Here is a 19,989-nt window from a genome sequence, read left to right as displayed (position 1 = left end):
CTCAACATGACGACTAATTTTTCAGGCAAAACTTTTGTCACCATTTTTTTTGCTATCATCCTCTCAGGCTATTTTCTCGGCGTTTATTGGAGCTTTGAACCTGAACAGCTTGATATTAGAGCTGAAGCAACGAAAGATGCAACGGAAGCTGGTATAAAACCTGTTGTCGGTTACACCACAACAACGGCACTTATTAGAGTAACCGAGACATTATTAAATAAACCTGGCGGTTATCTGTCAAATGATGCTTTGCCACCCTCGGTATTTTTAGACAACATCCCAGCTTGGGAGCTTGGTGCGCTTGAAATGTCGCGTGATATGGCGCTTGTTATGCGTCAAGAATTTAGCCGCTCTCAGTCACAATCAATAGAAAATAAACACTTAAAAGTTGCTCAGCCTCAATATAATATCGATCACAAAAGTTGGGCGATGCCAAGTGCTGAAAGTGAATACAATAAAGCAATTAACGAATTGTATGCCTATCGCAAAGCGTTAGGTGATGTTAACAGTCAAACAGCGCAATTTTATGCTCGCTCAGATAATTTACGTGACTGGATCCAAGAAGTGAATAAACGTTTGGGTAGCTACTCTCAACGATTAAGTGCGAGTGTTGGCCGTGAACAGCTAAATACCGACTTAGCTGGCGATAGTGTTGCTCAGCAATCAACATCTGCGCAGTCAAGCGTTGTCTTAAAAACCAGCTGGTGGAAAATTGATAATGAATTTTATGAAGCACGTGGTGCGTGTTGGGCGTTACTTCACTTTTTACGCGCCGTAGAAATTGATTTTAATGATGTATTAGAGAAGAAAAATGCTAAAGTAAGCGTACAGCAAATTATTCGAGAGTTAGAAGCAAGCCAAGAATCTATATGGAGTCCAATGATCCTTAATGGTGATGGCTTTGGTTTATTAGCTAATCATTCTTTAGTAATGGCAAATTATATTTCTCGTGCTAACGCAGCACTAATCGATTTAAATGACTTATTAAGTCAAGGATAATAAAGGGTTGAACATGAAAAAAGCAGCATTAGCAGTACTTGTTACCGGGTTACTTTCAACATCAGCAATGGCTGATACTATTGCCGGACTTTATATTGGTGGCTCAATATGGAGTAATGAAGCAACGGGTACTTTTGGTGAACAAAGTGGCTTAGTTGATTTTAATTTACAAGATAAAGAACAAGGTTCATTTTACATCGCTTTAGAGCACCCGATTCCATTGATCCCCAATCTAATGATCACCTCAACAACGTTAGATACCGATGGCGCAACAGTTTTGTTAAAAGACTTCGATTTTTCGGGTAAAACATTCGACGCGGGCACTGCTGTTGATAGTACTTTCGATATTAGCTATGTTGACTATACGTTATACTATGAAATTTTTGATAATGGCCTTTTTAGTTTTGATATTGGTTTGACTGGTCGTGATTTTGATGGCGATATAACGGTATCAGCAGATTCTCTAAGCGGAACATTAGCTGTTACAGAAATCGTACCTATGCTTTATGTTTCAACGATTGTCGGCTTACCCGGCACGAGTTTTAATCTTTTTGCCAATGGTAATTTATTATCGATTGACGATCATACTATATATGACTACCAAGTCGGTTTGAGCTACGAGCTTATTGATAACTTAGCGGTTGATGTAAATTTAACACTTGGCTATAGAGCTGTTAAATTTGAACTTGAAGATTTAGATGACTTGTATACAAATATTGAATTTAAAGGTGCTTTTGCAGGTGTTGTTGTCCACTTTTAACGTTTTAAGTGGACTTGTTCCACAAAACTGATGTTTTTAACAGATAAAGGCGCTAATTATAAAATTAGCGCCTTTTTGTTGTGAAAAAAACAGAGTTTATACTACTCATCTGTCAAAGACGCTCAGTGACATTATGGTAAATTTAGTATAAATAAATCATTGCTATCCAACTAGTTAATTGCGAGATATATTATAAATATATGCATTTATCCGCTAATATTCATTAACAAGCTTGTTGTTAACATACTTGTAACAAGTGGTTGGCTTGTAATCGTTTATTACCTTAACGTAACGTATGCTTTACTTTTTGTTTGTGTTTTTTAAGCTAAATGATTGCTTTATTGTTACATAAATGTAATAAATTACCGTAGAGTCCACGTTAGTGGGTTAATAATAAAATATACTTAGGGAATCGTATGAACTTTAATAAATCAATCATAGCCACATTTGTAGGGGCTGCAATAGCTTCAGCTTCTATGGGAGCTTTAGCTTCAGATGCAGGCGCTTTTTTAAATGCACCAGCTCCAGTTGTGTCAAACCAAGTAGCTACTATCAGTGGTATGAGTAATCAGTTTGATGCTCAATTAGGTAAAAATACTTTTCAGTGGGCAAGTGCAAAAAATTCTATTCCAAATATGATGGCAGTTTCTGCAGAACATCAGAATGCTTTTGCTGCAGATTTTTATTTGAAGCAACTTACTGGTTTATCTGAGTCAAAGCCAAGCCTAACTATGCCTATATTAGCGAATATCCATGATATTGGTCGTGGCGCAAAAATCGCTAAATATAAACAAGAAATTGCAGGTATTGAAGTTTTTAATCGTGAATATAATATCATGATGGATCGCGAATTCAATTTAGTCGCTTCATCGGGTTACTTAGCAAGTGACAAGGCTGTTAAATCATCAAATCTATTGTTAAAAAGTGTCGACTCTGCTTTTGCTGATGCCGCTAGTTCTGTTAAAACCGTGTTTTTGGCGATGGGTGGCGACAGTGCTACGATTAAATTAACAAACAAAAAATCAACTGATAAGTATGAAAGATTTTCTGTCGCTAATACTTCTTCTCAAAAAATAATAATTGGTGAGCCACGCGCTAAAAAAGTATTTTTTGAACATAAAAATAAAATTGTTGCTGCTCATTACGTTGAAGTAGAAACAGGCGAAATAGACAGTCGCGAATCAGAGTATTATGGCTATGTTGTTGCAGCTAAAACAGGTGAGGTTTTATTTAAGAATAACTTAACTAGCCATGCAGCTGATTTTAATTATCGCGTTTTTGCCGACGCTGACGGTAAGCCATGGGATAGCCCTCATGGTGAAGTTATGCCAGCTCCTGAAGGAAGCGATCGTAGCGCGTTTCTTACACAAGAATACTTAGATGCAACGTTGATAAGTAAGAGTCACGGACCTATCAGTACTGGTGATGCTTGGTTAGCTGATGATGCAACTATGACCATGGGTAACAATGTTACCGCATATGTCGATGCTATTGCACCTCAAGGTTTTAGCAACGGTGATTACATGGCAGAAGTGACCAGTAATAATACCTTTGATTATAAATATGATGTTTCTAAAGCAGAATATTCAGTTGGAAACCGTAAAGCGGCGATTGTTAACTTATTCTATGTAAATAACTATTTACATGATGACTATTATGACCATGGCTTTGATGAGCTTGCGGGTAATGCTCAGACTTTAAACTACGGTCGAGGTGGTGAAGAAGGAGATGCATTAAACGTAGAGGTTCAAGATCACTCTGGTTTTAACAATGCAAACATGTCTACACCTGCAGATGGTGGTTCACCACGCATGCAGATGTATCTTTGGGAAACAACACAAGCGGTAAATGGCACTGACTATGGTGTTACTGCAACTACGCATAGTGATATAGGCCTTTTAGCTAATCTCGGTTTTGCTGGATTTGGTCCAGAAACTTTTGATTTATCAGGTGATTTGGTTCGTCTAGAAGATGCAACTGCTCCAATTAATGATGGTTGTGAAGCGGCTGTTAATGGTGCTGACCTTGTTGGAAAAATTGCTGTAATAGATCGTGGTGCTTGTGCCTTTGTAGACAAAGTTTTAAATGCTCAAGATGCAGGCGCAATTGCTGTGCTTATAGCAAATAACAAAGATGGTGATGATGTAGGCGGTATGGGTGGCAATGATCCAAGTATTACCATCCCAAGCTTTATGATTTCACAAAATGATGGTACTGCAATCTACGCATTACTAGATGCTGATGAAAAAGTATCTGTTGATATGTTCAGAAATGACCTGTCGCGCGTATTCAAAGATAGTACATGGGATAACGCAATTGTTGCTCACGAATGGGGTCACTATATCAGTAACCGTTTAGTGGGTAATAGTTCAGGATTAAGTAGCCAACAAGCACGCTCTATGGGTGAAGGTTTTGGTGATTTTCATGCATTGATGCTTACAACAGACGCAAGTGATAACCTAGTTTTAGGCAATGAAGAATACGATGGTGGTTACGCTGCTATAACGTATGTTTCTAGTTTTGTGGATGGCATCCGCCCATACCCTTACTCAACAGACACAACAATTAACCCATCTACATTTGGCGATATAGCCCTTTACCCTGAGCTAGTGCATTCTCCGGGTTCTATATTTTCTAATATGATTTGGGAATCTTTTATTAGCATGGTTAATGACGAGCGTCATACTTTTGATGAAGCTAAGAACCTAATTAAAGATTATGTAGTAGCTGGTTATAAGATGATGCCAATGGCGCCTACATTCACTGAAGGTCGAGATGCTATATTGTCAGCAGCATATGCAAACGACGTAGAAGATTACAAGCTTATGCTTGCAGCATTTGCAAAACGTGGTATGGGATTAGGAGCTAAGTCGCCAAGCCGATTCGCTACTGACCATGCAGGCGCGGTAGAGTCTTATGCAACAACATTAAGCTCATTCTCTGCAAATTCTCATATGTTAAATACTAACTATGAAGGACTTACTTCAGGTTACTGTTCTAAAGATAGCGTGCTTGATAAAGGTGAAACTGCAACAGTTAGCTTTACTATTCAAAACCGTGGTAGTGAGACTTATGAAAATATTACCGCACAAATTGAAGTCGTAGGTGATCAAGATGTAACATTTGCAAATGAAGGTGTGGTAACTTTTGATAGTCTAGGTGTAACTGGATCAGCTACAAGTTCACCTATCGAATTTACGTTGAATGATGCAAGTATGGCAGAAGACGTTGAATTCAAAGTTACTTTCCCTGGACTTACTGCCGATGTTGTTAACGATTATTCGTTTACTACAAAGGTTAATTATGACTTTAAAGATCGCGCACCAGTAGGTTCTTCTACTTTTGATGATATGGAAACATTATCATCACAGCACGACTTTATGGAAAATGTTATAGGCGGTGGTGAAGCAGCTGTCGGTACTGGATATTTAGATACAAGATTTGCCGGTGCTCTTGGTGGCATCCTAGGACAACAGTATTTATTTATAAATAATAATGGCTTTGAATCAGATGTCGCTTATGAAACAAGAGCATTTAGCGTTGGTTTCGATGGTGATTTTGTTATTAACTGGTTCCATTACTATGACTTCGAAGCTAATTGGGATGGCGGTGTTGTTGAAGTAAGTGTTAACGGTGGTGACTGGGCTGATGTTACTGAGATGGGTGGTACTTTCTTAGGTGATGGTTACAACGGGAATCCGATTTTCACTGAAGCTGGTACAGCATTATCTGAACGTCTGAGCTTTACGGACTTCGCAGCTGGTTATGAAGGCGTATCTTTTGGTGAAGCACTAAATGGTAATGAAGTTAAATTCCGTTTCCGCGCAGTAAGTGATTTTACAGCAAATAACTTAGGTTGGTTGATTGATGGTGTTCAATTTGACAATGTAAATAGCTCGATTTTCAGTGATGTAGTTGCGGGTGATAGTGTTGCTTGTGATAACCGTGCACCGATTGTAACAGCCGTTACTGATGTAGAGCGAATTGTGAGAGAAGGTATCTCTGTTAGCATGAGCGTTGAAGCTACAGATCCTAATGGTGATGCATTAACATACAGCTGGGAACAAACCTCTGGTCCAACAGTGACATTAGCGGGCTCAAACACAGCAGTTATATCTTTCACTTCTCCTAGTATTGAATCTGGTACCCAAACACTAAAATTTGTAGCAAGTGTTAATGATGGCACTGTCGATGCTACACAGAGTTTCTCTGTAGTGGTTAAGGATATGCCTAGTATGGTTCCGGCTAGGAAAAAGTCTAGCGGTGGTTCAACTGGCTTATTAGCCTTCTTGCTATTACCTTTAGCGTTATTACGTCGCCGTAAAAAGTAAGTAATAACAACAAGTAAAAATAAGCTGATTGGTCATTCAATCAGCTTTTTTTATAACTAAACGTTTATCACTTAATTATGACTGGAAATAAAAAAGGAAGTAAATATGCGTAACCTTAGTGTCATCGCCCTTAGTGTAACTTTTTTAATGGCTTGTTCAGATAAAAGAGAAGTCGTACAACCACTAGAAAAAAAACCAGCGATAAAGAAGTTGCTTCTTTAAAGCCAAACATCAGTTTCTAAAAGTAATGAAAGTTTTAAAAATAACAACGTTTTTAAAAACTGACAAATTCAGAAAATAAATACTTAATGCTCAACGAACAGAAATTTGAATTACAAACAGATAAGCTGACTAATGGTGCTAAAGTTGTGAATTTATTAATGTCAGAAACGGGCACGATAAAGGGCACTTTTGTGGTTATCGTTAAAAACTTAACCAGCCTAACAAGCTATGATAATACCGAAAATTTAATGAAATCGCTAAAAGTACCTATCGATTAACGCCAGAAGAGGGTGTCGATCTCTTAAGTTATTATAAATCACTTTTAGCAGCAAAACAGTTTGAACGGGTAGAAATAGAAATAGATTACAGTGGTAAAGTGGGTCGCCCATTAGCAGAAGAACGCTAAAAGGCGAACAGGTAGAATTAAGACGCTAAGTCTAAGGGTAAACTAGTGCTTGGGCTCATGAATAAAGTGTGCAAGTTTTGGTTCATCAAACTTATACGTTGTTAAACAATATTCACAAGTCATCGATACACAACCTTGCTCTTCTATAATGCTTATCAATTCGCTTGGTGAAACTTGAGAAATAGCCGTTAAACATTTTTCCTCAGAACAACTGCATTGATAATTAACCGATTGAGGTTCAAATAAACGAACTCTTCTTGATGATACAAACGATACAGTAAGTCTTCAGCGTCTAACGAAAAAATTTCATCTGCTTTTATTGTATTGGTTAGTTGGCACAAGTGTTCGAAATCACTAAGCTGAGTTTCCTTGCTATCACTATCAGGAAGCAGCTGTATTAAGCTACCAGCAACTTGAGTATTATCAGCATTATTAAACAACCAAATTTTTGTGGGTATTTGTTCAGAAACTTCAAAGTAATGTGCTAAACAATCAGCTAAATTATCTTTATCTAGTGAAACAACTCCTTGGTAAGGTTCGCCTTTTTCAGGACGTATAGTAATAACCATCGTACCTTTACCTATTAGTTCTTTTAAGCCTATACCTGCAGTTGGCTCAGCTAAACGAGCTATGCCACGCATATTTTGTTTATCGTCACCATTAACTGACATATAGCTAATGGGGCCATCGCCCTGTAATTGAACGGTAATTTCGCCCTCAAACTTTAAAGTAGCAGTAAGCAAGCAAGTGGCGGCAACTAATTCACCTAACAAGGCTTGCACGCCGGGAGGGTATTCATGCAAAGCGATAATTTCTTGATAAGCTTTAGTCAGTTGTACAAGCTCTCCACGAGCATGCTTACCATCAAATAAGTAGCGATTTAAAACATCAGTTTTAACAGTCACAGTTAGATCCTTTCTTTAAATTGTATTAATTGTCGACGTTGTTTCTTATCGGGTTTGGTATCACTAGCGGGGCTAAGTAAAGTGCCTTGTTTACGTGCTAAGGCATTTTTTTCACGAGTGGTAATACTGTTGGGTGTTTCTTGGTAAAGAGTTTGCGCAAAACTCGCATCTCGACGTTTATCTGCCAGCGCCACAACAATAATTTCTCGTTCTTCATAACTCTGGCGTAAGACAACTTTGTCTCCTAAAGCAACGACTTTCCCCGACTTTGTTCGTTGACCATTATAGAACACTTTACCACCATCAATCATTTGTTTGGCAATGGCACGTGTTTTGTAAAAACGAGCAGCCCATAACCACTTATCGAGACGGGTTGAAGTGTTTTCAGTGAGAGGTGAATTATGTTTCATCTACTTACCATCTTCCTATAAATATATGTCGCGGCGAAAATATCATAATTGCTTATAATGTCTAGTCTTTTAACTGAGTGTATCGCTGAACTGGCAATATTAGTTTGCACATAACAGCACTAAATTGTTAATAAATATTTTAATCGCCATCTTACCCTTGTTGATAATGTCTAGCTCAAGTACTATCACGGTATAATAATGAAAATTAATTTAAATTTCTATAAAGATAGCCATGCAATTACCTTCAAATTTTTCTAGTGTAGTCGACTTTTCTTCACAATTACCTCAGCAAAAAATAGCTAAGGTGATCAGTGTATTTTTGTTAGCTTACATTGCGTATGTTTTTGCACAGCTTACTTGGCTTGTTGCGCCAAGTGGCCAATATCATGCGTCTTCAAATGTTAGCGTAAAAGTAGCAATACAGAACACTGAAAAAGCTGATATCAGTTTAACAAATTTAAAAACATTAAACTTATTTGGCTTATACACAGACAGTATAGATACAATTGAAACGGTTGAAGTGGAAAGTGCACCTCAAACACAGTTGCGTTTAACGCTATCAGGGGCAGTAGCAAGTGATGACAAAACTACCTCCGCGGCGGTCATTGAAAACGCTGGTAAGCAAGACACCTATAGTCCGGGTGAAACCATTACCGGAACACGTGCTGTGCTCGATAGTGTTTTTCGTGACCGAGTGCTTTTAAAGCATGCCGGAAAACTTGAAACATTGATGCTTGATGGCTTTGATTACAATGAAAAAATACAACAAAAGGTAGTGTATAAATCGGCAATATCTCCGGCTAAAACTCGAGAATTAAATAGTCGACTAACATCACCTAATGTTATTGATCAAAGAACAAATAAGATGCTGAGTAAAAGTGCAGAGTCATTTAAAGACGAAATTAATACCGACCCAAGTAAAATTACCGATTATTTGAAAATATCGCCAAAACGTAAAAGTGGCAAAATAGTAGGTTACAGATTGTTGCCGGGTAAAAACGCAGATTTTTTTCAAAATTCAGGGCTGAAATCTGGTGATATCGCGATTCAAATGAATGGTTATGATTTAACGGTGCCAAGCGAAGCCGCACAAGCACTTGCTGCATTAAAACAAGATAAAGAAGTATCACTATTAATCGATCGTAATGGTGAATTGAACGAAATATTATTTAGTATCGGTGGTTAATACCTTTACTGACCAAAATTGAGAATTAAGTTATGAAAAATTTTTCCTTGCGCAAGACTCTTCGCGCTCCTTGGTATAAAGGATTGTTAGCAACAGGTTTAACTGTTGTGATGATGAATACTTTATTATTTAGTGCGGATATACATGCGGCTAAGTACTCGCCAAACTTTAAAGGTACTGAAATTGACGAATTCATCAATATAGTCGGTAAAAACCTGAAAAAAACCATGATCGTTGACCCTAACGTTCGAGGTAAAGTGACGTTACGTACCCAAGATCAACTTACCGAAAAACAATATTATCAAGTGTTCTTAAATGTGCTTGAAGTGTATGGTTTTTCTGCTGTTGAAATGGATAATAATGTTGTAAAAGTTATTCGTAATAAAGACGCTAAAACTTCATCAATACCGGTTGTTGGTAACGAAAACCCTGGTGTGGGTGATGAAATGGTGACTCGAGTTGTTGAAGTTAAAAATGTCACGGTACGTGAATTAACCCCATTACTTCGTCAACTTTCAGATCAAGCTGGTGGCGGTAACGTGGTCAATTATGATCCCGCTAATGTCATTATGCTTACAGGCACTGCTGCGGTTGTTAATCGTTTAGTTAATATTATTGAACGTGTCGACAAAGCTGGCGATCAAGACGTACAAATTATTAAACTGCAATATGCATCGGCGGCAGAAATGGTGCGTATTGTTGAAGCCATGCATAAATCTGATCAAGGAAAATCTGGCACGCCAACCTTCCTTATCCCTAAAATAGTTGCTGACGAGCGCACCAATAGTGTAATTGTTAGCGGCGAATCTCAAGCCCGTTCGCGTGTCGCTAAGTTAATTTCCCGTTTAGACAGTGAATTAGAAACCAACGGTAATACCCGTGTATACTATTTGAAATATTCAAAAGCCGAAGACTTAGTCAAAGTACTTGAAGGGGTCAGTAAATCAATTGAAGCCGAAAACGCTGGCGCGCAAACGAGTAAACAAAGCAGTAAAAAACGTAATGTCAGCATTGACGCTCATGAAGACACCAATACCTTGGTAATTACCGCTCAGCAAGACATGTTACGTTCACTTGAGGAAGTTATCCGCAAATTAGACGTTCGTCGTGCGCAAGTGCTTGTTGAAGCGATAATCGTCGAAGTTTTTGAAAGTGATGGTATTAGTTTAGGCGTGCAATGGTTCAGCGAAGATGGTGGCTTTACCCAGTTCAATAATGGTCCTGCGCCTATAAGTGCTGTTGCAGCGGCTGCTGAGTCTGCTCAACCAACACCAGGCACTAAAGGTTCTACCGTGACTTCTGAAAGTGGTGCCACAACCATTAACCCTAATCAAGACGATATCAAAGGTGACTATTCATTAGCCGCAACCTTACTTGGCTCTGTAAGCGGTGGTATGTTTGGTATTATGAAAAATGGCTGGGGCGCAATCATACAAGCGGTGAGTAATGACACTAATTCCAATATCCTTGCTACGCCAAGTATCACTACACTCGATAATGAAGAAGCGCACTTTTTAGTTGGACAAGAAATTCCTATTCTTACCGGCTCTACTGCCGGTAGCAATAACGGTAATCCATTTCAAACCGTTGAACGCCAAGAAGTGGGTATAAAACTAACCGTTACCCCACAAGTGAATGAAGGCAGTGGTGTGCAGTTAACCATAGAGCAAGAAGTCTCTTCGGTGAGTGGCGCTACGGGGGTAGATATTTCTATCAACAAACGTGAAATCAAAACGGTAGTGATGGCCGATTCTGGCGCAACCGTGGTACTGGGTGGCTTGATTGATGAAGACGTTCAAGAAAGTGAACAAAAAGTACCTTTATTAGGTGACATACCTTTTATTGGGCACTTATTTAAATCAACAACAACCTCAACGCGTAAACGTAATTTAATGGTCTTTATTCGACCAACGATTATTCGTGATGGCAAGTTGATGAATGAAATTAGTAAAGAAAAATATAACTATATTCGTGCGACTGAAATACGTAAGCAAGAAGAAGGTTTGTCATTAATGAGCGATGAAAAAATGCCATTACTACCTGAATGGAATGACCAACTGACCTTACCTCCTTCATTCGATGAATACATGAAAGAAAGTCAGCTTAAAGACTCTAGCTTATTACCGCCTGTCGTTAAAAACGAGGGTGATGACTCATCAACTTCAGACCAAAAAGACCAATAATATGGCTGATATTGAAAAGAGAAGACATCGACAGCGTAGTGACTTTAAATGTTGCAGGTAATGGTCAAGAGGCAGAAGAAGTAAAAGTGCAGATCAGCCGTTTACCTTTTAATTTTGCCAAACGCCATCATGTACTTATTAGTAAAAGTAACGACCAATACACCTTACATTGCTTAGCTAATGTTAACAGTGCGGCAGTATTAGAAGTGCGTCGGGTCTTAAAAAGTCCCTTTGCTATTGAATTTCATTCGTTAGATGAATTTGAACAATTATTAACTATTTCATATCAACGAGACTCTTCAGAAGCTCAACAGATGATGGAAGATATTGGCAACGAAGTTGACTTGTATTCTCTCGCTGACGAGATGACAGAAACAGAAGATCTGCTCGAAAATGAAGATGATGCGCCAATCATTAAATTGATCAATGCGATGTTGAGTGAAGCAATTAAAGAAAATGCTTCTGATATTCATATTGAAACCTTTGAATTAGCGCTACAAATTCGTTTTCGTGTTGATGGCGTTTTACGTGAAGTATTAAAGCCTAATCGTAAACTTGCTTCATTATTAGTTTCTCGTATCAAGGTTATGGCAAAACTCGACATTGCTGAAAAGCGCATACCACAAGATGGTCGTATTTCTTTGCGCATTGCTGGTCGCGCTGTTGATGTACGTGTTTCAACAATGCCAACGGGTCATGGTGAGCGTGTGGTGCTACGTTTACTTGATAAAAACTCGGTTCGTCTTGATTTAGAAGATTTAGGCATGACACTTGCCAACCGAATAAAGTTTTCAAAACTCATTGAAAAACCCCATGGCATTATTTTAGTTACGGGTCCTACGGGCTCGGGTAAAAGTACCACGCTTTATGCGGGACTGAGCCAAATCGATTCGAAAGAGCGTAACGTTTTAACGGTTGAAGATCCCATCGAGTACGCCATTGAAGGTATTGGACAAACGCAAGTTAACACCAAAGTTGATATGACCTTTGCTCGCGGATTACGGGCGATACTTCGCCAAGATCCTGATGTTGTTATGGTTGGTGAAATACGCGATTTAGAAACGGCGCAAATTGGCGTGCAAGCGAGTTTAACCGGTCACTTAGTGATGTCGACATTGCATACTAACAGTGCTGCTGGTGCCATTACTCGTATGGAAGATATGGGCGTAGAGTCATTTCTACTCTCATCAAGTCTCTTGGGGGTCTTAGCGCAACGACTCGTAAGAACATTGTGCCCGCATTGTAAAGAAAGCCATTTACCTGATGGCCCTGAGCTTAAATTACTTGAATTACCTCAAGACAACACCCAGCATATTTATCGTGCAGTTGGTTGTAGTGAATGTAGCCAAAAGGGCTACAAAGGCCGTATGGGTATTCATGAACTTATTGTTGTCGACGATAAAGTACGCGAGCTTATTCATAATGGTAAAGGTGAGCAGGCTATTGAAAAGTTTATTCGCCAAAATACACCAAGTATACGCCGTGACGGCTTTGATAAAGTGCTGACCGGACAAACAACACTCGAAGAAGTTTTGCGTGTTACCAAAGAAGATTAACTAGAGTTTTATTATGGCAGCTTTTGATTATCAAGCAGTAAATAGCCGTGGTAAAACGGTAAAGGGTGTTATCGAAGGTGATACGCCCAGACAAGCGCGTGGCTTATTACGTGACAAAGGCTTAATGCCTACTGAAGTAACGCCAAGCTTACAAAAAACTAAGCAAGCCGCCAATAAACCACGGTTTGGCGGACGAACAAAAGTATCTGTTGCTGAACTTGCTTTAATCACACGTCAGTTGGCAACATTAGTCGAGTCGGGTTTACCGATTGAAGAATCTTTGCTTGCCGTTGGCGAACAATGTGAAAAAAACAGCATGAAAAGTATGATCATGGCGGTGCGAACAAAAGTAACCGAAGGTTATGGTTTAGCGGAGAGCATGGCAGAGTTTCCGCATGTCTTTAGTCACTTATACCGAGCAATGGTTGCTGCAGGTGAAAAATCTGGTTTCTTAGATACGGTGTTAAACCGCTTAGCCGATTACACCGAGCAACGCGAACACTTACGTTCACAAATCATTCAAGCGCTTATTTACCCGGTTATTATGACGGTCGTAGCCATAGGCGTTATCGCGATACTGTTAACAGCGGTAGTCCCTAAAATTGTTGGCCAGTTTGATCATATGGGCGCAAACTTACCTGCAACGACTCAGTTTTTAATTAGTACCAGTGATTTTTTAAGAGATAATGGTTTGTATATCCTTATTTTGATTGCCTTATTGATTGGTGGCTTTAATCATTTAATGAAAAAGGCCAGCTTCAAATTTGCCTTTCATCGCAAGGTAATTAGTTTTCCAGGGCTAGGCAAAATCATTCGTGGTATTAATACCGCTCGGTTTGCTCGTACCTTAAGTATCTTAACCGCCAGTGCTGTTCCTTTACTGGAAAGCATGAAAATATCAGGTGAAGTTTTAGAAAACTTATACATTAAGCAATGCGTTAAAGAGTCGGCCGATAAAGTGCGCGAAGGGGCAAGTTTACGCGTTTCTTTAGAGCAAACGAAATTATTTCCACCGATGATGCTTCATATGATTGCCAGTGGTGAAAAAAGTGGCAAGTTAGAACATATGCTTGGCCGGTCAGCAGACAACCAAGACAGGGAGTTTGAAGCGTTGATGAATATATCGCTAAAAGCTTTTGAGCCCGCCTTGATGATCGCTATGGCAGGTATCGTTCTTTTTATAGTTATGGCTATTTTACAGCCAATTCTTCAGTTAAATACCTTAGTAGGAGGTTAATGTGAACAAAAAAATTCAACCAATGAAAGTGAAAAATAAACAAGGTGGCTTTACTTTATTGGAAGTGATGGTTGTTATTGTTATTTTAGGTTTGTTAGGCAGTGTTGTTGTCCAAAACTTGATGGGCAATATGGATACCGCAAAACTTCAAAAATCAGTACAAGATATTAATGCATTAGAAACGTCGTTAAGTATGTACAAAATGGATAACTATAACTATCCAACGACTGAGCAAGGCTTAGAAGCTTTAGTTGAAGAAACTGACGTTGAACCTTTACCGCGTCGTTTTCCAAACGGGGGTTATGTTAAACGTTTACCTGACGATCCTTGGGGCAATGCCTATCAACTATTAAATCCAGGCGAAAATGGTGATATTGATATTTTTACCATGGGACCCGACGGTGAACCTGGTACAGAAGACGATATTGGCAACTGGAACCTTGGCGACTACCAGTAGTTTTGGTGAACTCTTAATATGAAGCATTATTCCAAAAACAGCACAGTAGTTAACGGTTTCACTTTAATTGAAGTGATGTTGGTTATTGTGCTGGTGGGTTTAATGGTTTCGGTTGTTCAGTTTAGTGCTTCAGGTGATAAAGCCGAAGAAACACTTGAACTCTCGAGCAAACGTTTTGCCGGCGTTTTCAATATTGCTGCTGAATATGGCATGCTAAATAATATTGAATTAGGCTTAGTTATTGGCAAAAAAGGTTATCAGTTTTTAGGGTACGACGGCATAACGTGGTCGGATATCTCTGATAATGAATTATTCAGTCGCTATAAATTACCTGAAGGTGTTGAGTTGATTTTACAACTTGATGACTTGCCAATCGAAGAACCACAATTATTTGATACTGAAGTATTTAATGAGTTGCAAGCGGCTAATAAAGAGAATGACTTAGATGAAGACGTAGCTAAAGATGATGACGGTAATAATATAGAAAAAAAAATACTCATTCCCCAAATTTACATACTCTCAGGCGGTGAAATAACACCGTTTAGCCTGCGTTTTCAATTCGTTAAAAACAATTACACTGAAGCAAAGCTTTATTTTAAGGCGACCGGTTTATACACCACACCGATAAGCGTTGAAGGGCCACTCTTTGATGATGAATAAGGTGAAACGGGTCATTAAAACGGCTTCATTGGGCTTCACTTTAATTGAAGTGATGTTAGCGATGGCTATTTTTTCAATTGCGGGTATTGCGTTGTTAAGTGCAGCAGACAATAACTTTAAGAATTTAAGTCATCTAGAAAATAAAGTATTAGCCAATTGGGTGGCCTCAAATCAATTAGTTGCGATGACATTAGACCCAACATGGCCACCAAAAAACAATAAAAAAGGCACCGTAGAAATGGCTGGCCAAGAATGGTTTTGGCTACAAAAAGTGCTTAAAACAGAAAATAAGAATATGCGTGCTATCACGATTGAAATTCGCAATAAAGAAGATGAAAAGTTAGCGATCACCAGTATGGTTACCTATATTTCAAAGAGTCAGCCGTAGTGAAAATTTGTTTGAATAAGCCAACGAATAATGGCTTTACCTTGTTAGAAGTTTTAATCGCTATCGCTATTTTTTCAATGATCAGTATGAGTAGTTTCACTATTTTTAATACAGTATTAAAAGGTAATGAGTCATCTAAAATTCGTACCGAACGCGTTAATGAATTACAGCGAGGCTTTTTACTTATCGAGCGTGATTTACTGCAAATTGCTAAACGCAGTATTCGATTAAATGGCGAAGCTCCCCAGCAAGATTTTTTATATACTGACAGCAATAGTTTTTCAAATGGCGAAAGTACCTTAGCTTTTGTTCGCAACGGATGGACAAATCCAGGTCTACTATTACCGCGTAGCAATATGCAATCAGTCGCTTATCAATTAAATGAAGGAACCTTTGAGCGACTTCATTTCAATTTTGTTGATGCTATCCAAGGGCAAGAGCCTAAAAGAAGAAAGTTAATCACCGAAATTGAAGCGCTAAATTTTGAGTTTTTTTATGACAAAAAATGGCAAAAACAAATTAAAAATAACAGTTTACCTCAAGCGATTGCTGTTGAGCTAATAACTAAAGATTATGGGCTTATAAGACGAGAATTTTTAGTGGCGGGTGATGATGTCTCAATTTAAAGCCTACGTATTGTGCTCTTCGTTATGGGAGGCCTAATGAAAAACTTTCATTGCAGTGCTGATATGAGTAAGTTGACCGCTAAAAAAGTGACCGGAGTGGCGTTAATTACTGTTTTACTTATCGTTGCGTTAGCTGCCGTATTAGCCACACAGATGACTGCCCGTTTGCAGTTGCAGATGCAACGTACTAATAATGTTACGCTAAATCAGCAGGCTTATTGGTATGCGATGGGCGCAGAAGCGTTTGCAAAAAGAATATTAATCAATGTTTTTAAAGATGAAAAAGACGTTACGCATTTAGAGCAAATTTGGGCTCAAGGCGAAACAAGTTATCCTGTTGACTTTGGACAAATCACCGGCGAAATTTTTGATATGCAAGCCTGTTTTAATTTAAATGCTTTAAGGCCTGATGATAATGCTATTCCTACGGGCACTCGAAGGCGTCCAATAGAAGACGCTTTCCAAAAATTAATTATGTCACTTAATGTTGAAGGTGTTAGTCAGTTTGATGCTGAATATATGACCGATGCATTAGTGGACTGGCTTGATCAAAACAGCGCTATAGCCAGTGCTGGTGGTGCTGAAGATAATGATTACTCTGCAAAAGAGTTTCCTTACTTACCCGCTAATTATTATTTGGCCAGTATTACCGAACTACGCTTAATTGAACACTTTACTGTGCCGGTTATTAATAAATTAAAAGAGTATGCTTGCGTAATACCTAATAACAATCTCCATAAAATAAATGTAAACACCATAAGAAGCGATCAACCTGAATTGTTGGAAGCTCTTTTAGGTATTCCTTTAGCTGATGCAGAAAATGCCTTGGCTAGCCGAGAGGGTGCTGGTTTTAAAACACGAGATGAGTTTTTCAATTTACCCGATATTTCAAAACATACAAAAATAACCAATGATCAAAAAGAGCAGTTTGATGTTGTTAGCCATTATTTTAAACTAAAAAGTATCGCTAGTTTTAATGACAGTTACTTCGCGTTGAGCACTTTAATGAAAGTTGAAAGCAATAATAATATCTCCGTAGTGAGTCGTACCATAGGACGAGAGTAATGACCGAAAAGTTATATATCCGATTAGGTACTAACGCAAAAGACGTAGTGCACTGGTTAATATTCAGTGACGATCAAGAAGGCATCATTGCCAGTGGTGAACTCCCCAATGCCAATGCGTTAGAGCAATTAGCTGAGAAAGCCAAACAACGTGAAGTGATTACGTTTGTGCCAACCAGTGATATCAGTTTGAAAAGTTTAACGGTACCCAGTAAATCTTCAAAAGCGATGCGCTTAGCTGTGCCGTATATGCTTGAAGATGAATTAGCACAAGATGTTGATGAGCTATTTTTCGCTTATAGTGATATCAAAATTGTCGGTAGTGCACACAATTGCTTTGTTGCAATTATCGAATCTGCTCAGTTGGCATTATGGCAAGGGTGGTTAAAAAGTGCAGATATTACCTGTAAAAAAATGATCCCAGATGTACTTGCAATGCCACAGACTAATGAAGTAAATGTTGGTAGTGCTATTGTCTTAGGTGAGCAAATACTGATACGTCAAGGACAATGGCAAGGGGTCACCATAGACACCAACACTTGGCCATTAATTAGTCAGTCACTCAGTGGTACTCAAACAGTAGAGAAAATTAACAGTGAGCAAAAATTAGTAGCGGACAATGATGTCAACAATGACGTACCCAACAGTTTCTCGTTAAATGCTTATTCAATATTACCTGAAACCATCGCTAAACTGACCATCAACGCGATGCCAGAAGAGCTGCCTTTGGCGTTATTAGCCGCCACATATAATCATGAAAAAGCGGATAGGTTCAACTTACTACAGGGTGATTTTAAAGTTAAAGAACAGCGCTCACCCGTGCTAAAAAGTTGGTTTTTGGCCGCAGGTATTGCCATGTTCGCTTTATTGCTTAATGTCGGTATTAAAGGTGCCGAATTAATAAAGCTTCATAGTCAACAGGCTGAAATTGAAGAGCAAATCATTAGTACCTATAAACAGGCTTTTCCAAAAACTAAGCGAGTTCGAGTCTCAACTATTCGCTCCCAACTTAAGCAGAAACTCAAAGAAGTAGGCGGGGCTAGTGGAGAAAGTGGCTTTTTAGCTATCTTAACTCAAGTGCAACCAGCGTTAGCTTTAGTACCTGAAATAAAACCCCAAACGTTGAAGTTTGATGGTAAGCGCAACGAGATTCGTATGCAAGCAATTGCCAGTGATTATCAATATTTTGATAAGTTAAAAATCGCTCTTGAAGAGAGTAACCTGACGGTATCTATGGGCGCGCAAAATAATCAAGGTGATCAAATTTCTGGCTCATTTAGCATAACCAGTAATGATGATCAGCAATCAACAAACACAAGTAAGGGGCGATAATGAAAACGTGGTGGCAACAATTAAAAAGCTCTGAGCAACGACTCGTTGCTATGATGAGCTTTGTTGTAGTGCTGTTTTTATTTTACAGCGCAGTGTGGCAACCATTGGTTACTAATACTGATAAAACTCAACAAAAAATTATGCGCCAACAAGCGCTTTATACCTGGGTGCAAGAAAATACTCTGCGCTATCAACAGTCACAAAAAAGAGTGGCATCATCAGCCAGCAATGCCAGCCTTTCTAGTATTGTTAACAGCAGTGCCGGTCGTAATAATATTTCGATAGCTCGCTTGCAACCTCAAGGTGAAGACTTACAAGTATGGATTGATGAAGTCCCGTTTACACAGTTACTTAGTTGGCTTGAATTTCTAGCCAATAATGAAGGTTTATTAGTGAAAAGTATTGATTTAAGTAAAGCTGATCGCAACGGCGTTGTTAGAGTTCGTCGCTTACAATTAGGAAAAGGTTAATGAAAAAGTGGTTTGCTTACGGAGCAATGTTCTTTAGTTTATATTTGATTTTTTTAATTGCAACTATGCCTGCTGCTTGGGTGGTTAGTTTTATTAATTTACCAAAAAACAGTCAGGTATCTCAGCTCTCTGGCACAGTGTGGCAAAGTTATGCAAAACAAGTCCGCATAGACAATGTCGACATTAACAATGTCAGCAGTGAGTTAAGTTTCCTCTCATTATTGATGCTTGACCCGACAATTAAGTTAACTTTTGGCGGTGCCTTAGTCAGTGGACCAGAAGGTAAGTTGACCGCAAGCCAATTGCTTAAGCAGATAAAAATTACTAATCTTGATATCACAGTAGCCGCGCAACAAATTACGGAAAAGCTTAATCTAGCTATCCCGATGCAAGCCCACAACCTTATTGAACTCAGTGTTGATGAATTTATACTCGGCAAACCTGTTTGTCAGCAAATGAAGGGCATAATAAAATGGAACAAGGCAGCCATCACCGCATTATCAGAAAAGGCAAATCTAGGTACGTTATCTGCTGAGTTGGCTTGTGAAAAAGGCGCGCTTGCGTTTATCATTGCTCCTGAAAATGACCTCGGACTCACGTTTACCGCTTATCTGCATAATATCAATAGAGCTTCTGGAAATGGTTATTTAAAGCCAGGTGCTAACTTCCCTGAAAAATTAAAGCCACTGCTATCTTTTATTGGCAAAGCGGATAACCAAGGGCGCTATCGATTGAACTTTTAAGCCATTTTATACGGTGATAAATCGTTACTTAAGCTAAACCTATTTCATCCTGGC

General features: G+C 38.8%; 17 protein-coding genes and 1 pseudogene. 16 read left to right on the top strand and 2 right to left on the bottom strand.

All coding sequences use genetic code 11. From position 1 onward, the window contains the following. Positions 1 to 6: 6 nt before the first annotated feature. The 4 genes from A3Q34_RS08405 (at position 7) to A3Q34_RS08390 (ending at position 6,590) form a co-directional block, all read left to right on the top strand. Positions 7 to 999, top strand: coding sequence for a DUF2333 family protein (locus tag A3Q34_RS08405; RefSeq protein ID WP_070374953.1), 993 nt, complete (start codon positions 7 to 9; stop codon positions 997 to 999). Between the two features lie 13 nt (positions 1,000 to 1,012). Next, positions 1,013 to 1,759, top strand: a complete 747-nt coding sequence (locus tag A3Q34_RS08400; RefSeq protein WP_070374952.1) for a TIGR04219 family outer membrane beta-barrel protein — start codon at positions 1,013 to 1,015, stop codon at positions 1,757 to 1,759. A 416-nt stretch (positions 1,760 to 2,175) separates the two neighbouring features. After that, positions 2,176 to 6,090, top strand: coding sequence for a rhombosortase-dependent M36 family metallopeptidase (locus A3Q34_RS08395; protein ID WP_070374951.1), 3,915 nt, complete (start codon positions 2,176 to 2,178; stop codon positions 6,088 to 6,090). 308 nt (positions 6,091 to 6,398) lie between these two features. Continuing rightward, complete coding sequence (locus tag A3Q34_RS08390) at positions 6,399 to 6,590, top strand: hypothetical protein (protein ID WP_070374950.1); 192 nt, start codon at positions 6,399 to 6,401, stop codon at positions 6,588 to 6,590. Positions 6,591 to 6,760: 170 nt separating this feature from the next. On the opposite strand, the pseudogene hslO reads toward A3Q34_RS08390, so the two are convergent. After that, positions 6,761 to 7,623, bottom strand: a pseudogene (gene hslO / locus A3Q34_RS08385) (Hsp33 family molecular chaperone HslO). A 2-nt stretch (positions 7,624 to 7,625) separates the two neighbouring features. Further along, the gene (gene hslR / locus A3Q34_RS08380) at positions 7,626 to 8,033 is read right to left on the bottom strand and encodes a ribosome-associated heat shock protein Hsp15 (RefSeq protein ID WP_070374949.1); all 408 of its coding nucleotides are present in this window, start codon (positions 8,031 to 8,033) and stop codon (positions 7,626 to 7,628) included. A gap of 232 nt (positions 8,034 to 8,265) precedes the next feature. Here hslR and gspC point away from each other — a divergent pair, with 232 nt between their 5' ends. The 12 genes from gspC (at position 8,266) to A3Q34_RS08320 (ending at position 19,935) form a co-directional block, all read left to right on the top strand. Further along, positions 8,266 to 9,219 carry a type II secretion system protein GspC gene (gspC, locus tag A3Q34_RS08375; protein ID WP_070374948.1) on the top strand — a complete coding sequence of 318 codons (954 nt, stop codon included), beginning with the start codon at positions 8,266 to 8,268 and terminating at the stop codon, positions 9,217 to 9,219. Between the two features lie 110 nt (positions 9,220 to 9,329). Continuing rightward, positions 9,330 to 11,402 (top strand): type II secretion system secretin GspD, encoded by a 2,073-nt coding sequence (gspD, locus tag A3Q34_RS08370; protein ID WP_070377072.1) that lies wholly within the window; start codon positions 9,330 to 9,332, stop codon positions 11,400 to 11,402. A gap of 38 nt (positions 11,403 to 11,440) precedes the next feature. After that, on the top strand, positions 11,441 to 12,958 hold the full coding sequence (gene gspE / locus A3Q34_RS08365; RefSeq protein ID WP_197517690.1) for a type II secretion system ATPase GspE: 1,518 nt from the start codon (positions 11,441 to 11,443) through the stop codon (positions 12,956 to 12,958). Between the two features lie 13 nt (positions 12,959 to 12,971). Next, positions 12,972 to 14,195: a type II secretion system inner membrane protein GspF gene (gspF, locus tag A3Q34_RS08360; RefSeq protein ID WP_070374947.1), complete on the top strand. Its 1,224-nt coding sequence runs from the start codon at positions 12,972 to 12,974 to the stop codon at positions 14,193 to 14,195. A 22-nt stretch (positions 14,196 to 14,217) separates the two neighbouring features. Further along, on the top strand, positions 14,218 to 14,652 hold the full coding sequence (gene gspG, locus A3Q34_RS08355; RefSeq protein ID WP_070377070.1) for a type II secretion system major pseudopilin GspG: 435 nt from the start codon (positions 14,218 to 14,220) through the stop codon (positions 14,650 to 14,652). Positions 14,653 to 14,670: 18 nt separating this feature from the next. Further along, the gene (gspH, locus tag A3Q34_RS08350) at positions 14,671 to 15,312 is read left to right on the top strand and encodes a type II secretion system minor pseudopilin GspH (RefSeq protein WP_070374946.1); all 642 of its coding nucleotides are present in this window, start codon (positions 14,671 to 14,673) and stop codon (positions 15,310 to 15,312) included. Further along, positions 15,302 to 15,700: a type II secretion system minor pseudopilin GspI gene (gene gspI, locus A3Q34_RS08345; RefSeq protein ID WP_083277946.1), complete on the top strand. Its 399-nt coding sequence runs from the start codon at positions 15,302 to 15,304 to the stop codon at positions 15,698 to 15,700. Before gspH ends, gspI begins: the two co-directional genes overlap by 11 nt. Further along, positions 15,700 to 16,326, top strand: a complete 627-nt coding sequence (gene gspJ / locus A3Q34_RS08340; protein ID WP_083277945.1) for a type II secretion system minor pseudopilin GspJ — start codon at positions 15,700 to 15,702, stop codon at positions 16,324 to 16,326. The genes gspI and gspJ overlap by 1 nt, the downstream gene beginning before the upstream one ends. A 36-nt stretch (positions 16,327 to 16,362) precedes the next feature. Continuing rightward, the gene (gspK, locus tag A3Q34_RS08335; protein ID WP_083277944.1) at positions 16,363 to 17,391 is read left to right on the top strand and encodes a type II secretion system minor pseudopilin GspK; all 1,029 of its coding nucleotides are present in this window, start codon (positions 16,363 to 16,365) and stop codon (positions 17,389 to 17,391) included. Continuing rightward, on the top strand, positions 17,391 to 18,722 hold the full coding sequence (gene gspL, locus A3Q34_RS08330; protein ID WP_070374944.1) for a type II secretion system protein GspL: 1,332 nt from the start codon (positions 17,391 to 17,393) through the stop codon (positions 18,720 to 18,722). The genes gspK and gspL overlap by 1 nt, the downstream gene beginning before the upstream one ends. Further along, positions 18,722 to 19,192: a type II secretion system protein GspM gene (gspM, locus tag A3Q34_RS08325; protein ID WP_070374943.1), complete on the top strand. Its 471-nt coding sequence runs from the start codon at positions 18,722 to 18,724 to the stop codon at positions 19,190 to 19,192. The genes gspL and gspM overlap by 1 nt, the downstream gene beginning before the upstream one ends. After that, entirely contained in the window at positions 19,192 to 19,935 is a 744-nt protein-coding gene (locus A3Q34_RS08320; RefSeq protein ID WP_070374942.1) for a type II secretion system protein N, read from the top strand. Before gspM ends, A3Q34_RS08320 begins: the two co-directional genes overlap by 1 nt. Positions 19,936 to 19,989 lie beyond the last annotated feature (54 nt).

Source organism: Colwellia sp. PAMC 20917, assembly GCF_001767295.1.
Lineage (GTDB): Bacteria > Pseudomonadota > Gammaproteobacteria > Enterobacterales > Alteromonadaceae > Colwellia_A.
The sequence above is the reverse complement of the archived record's forward strand: the minus strand, read 5'-3'. Positions and strand labels throughout refer to the sequence as shown.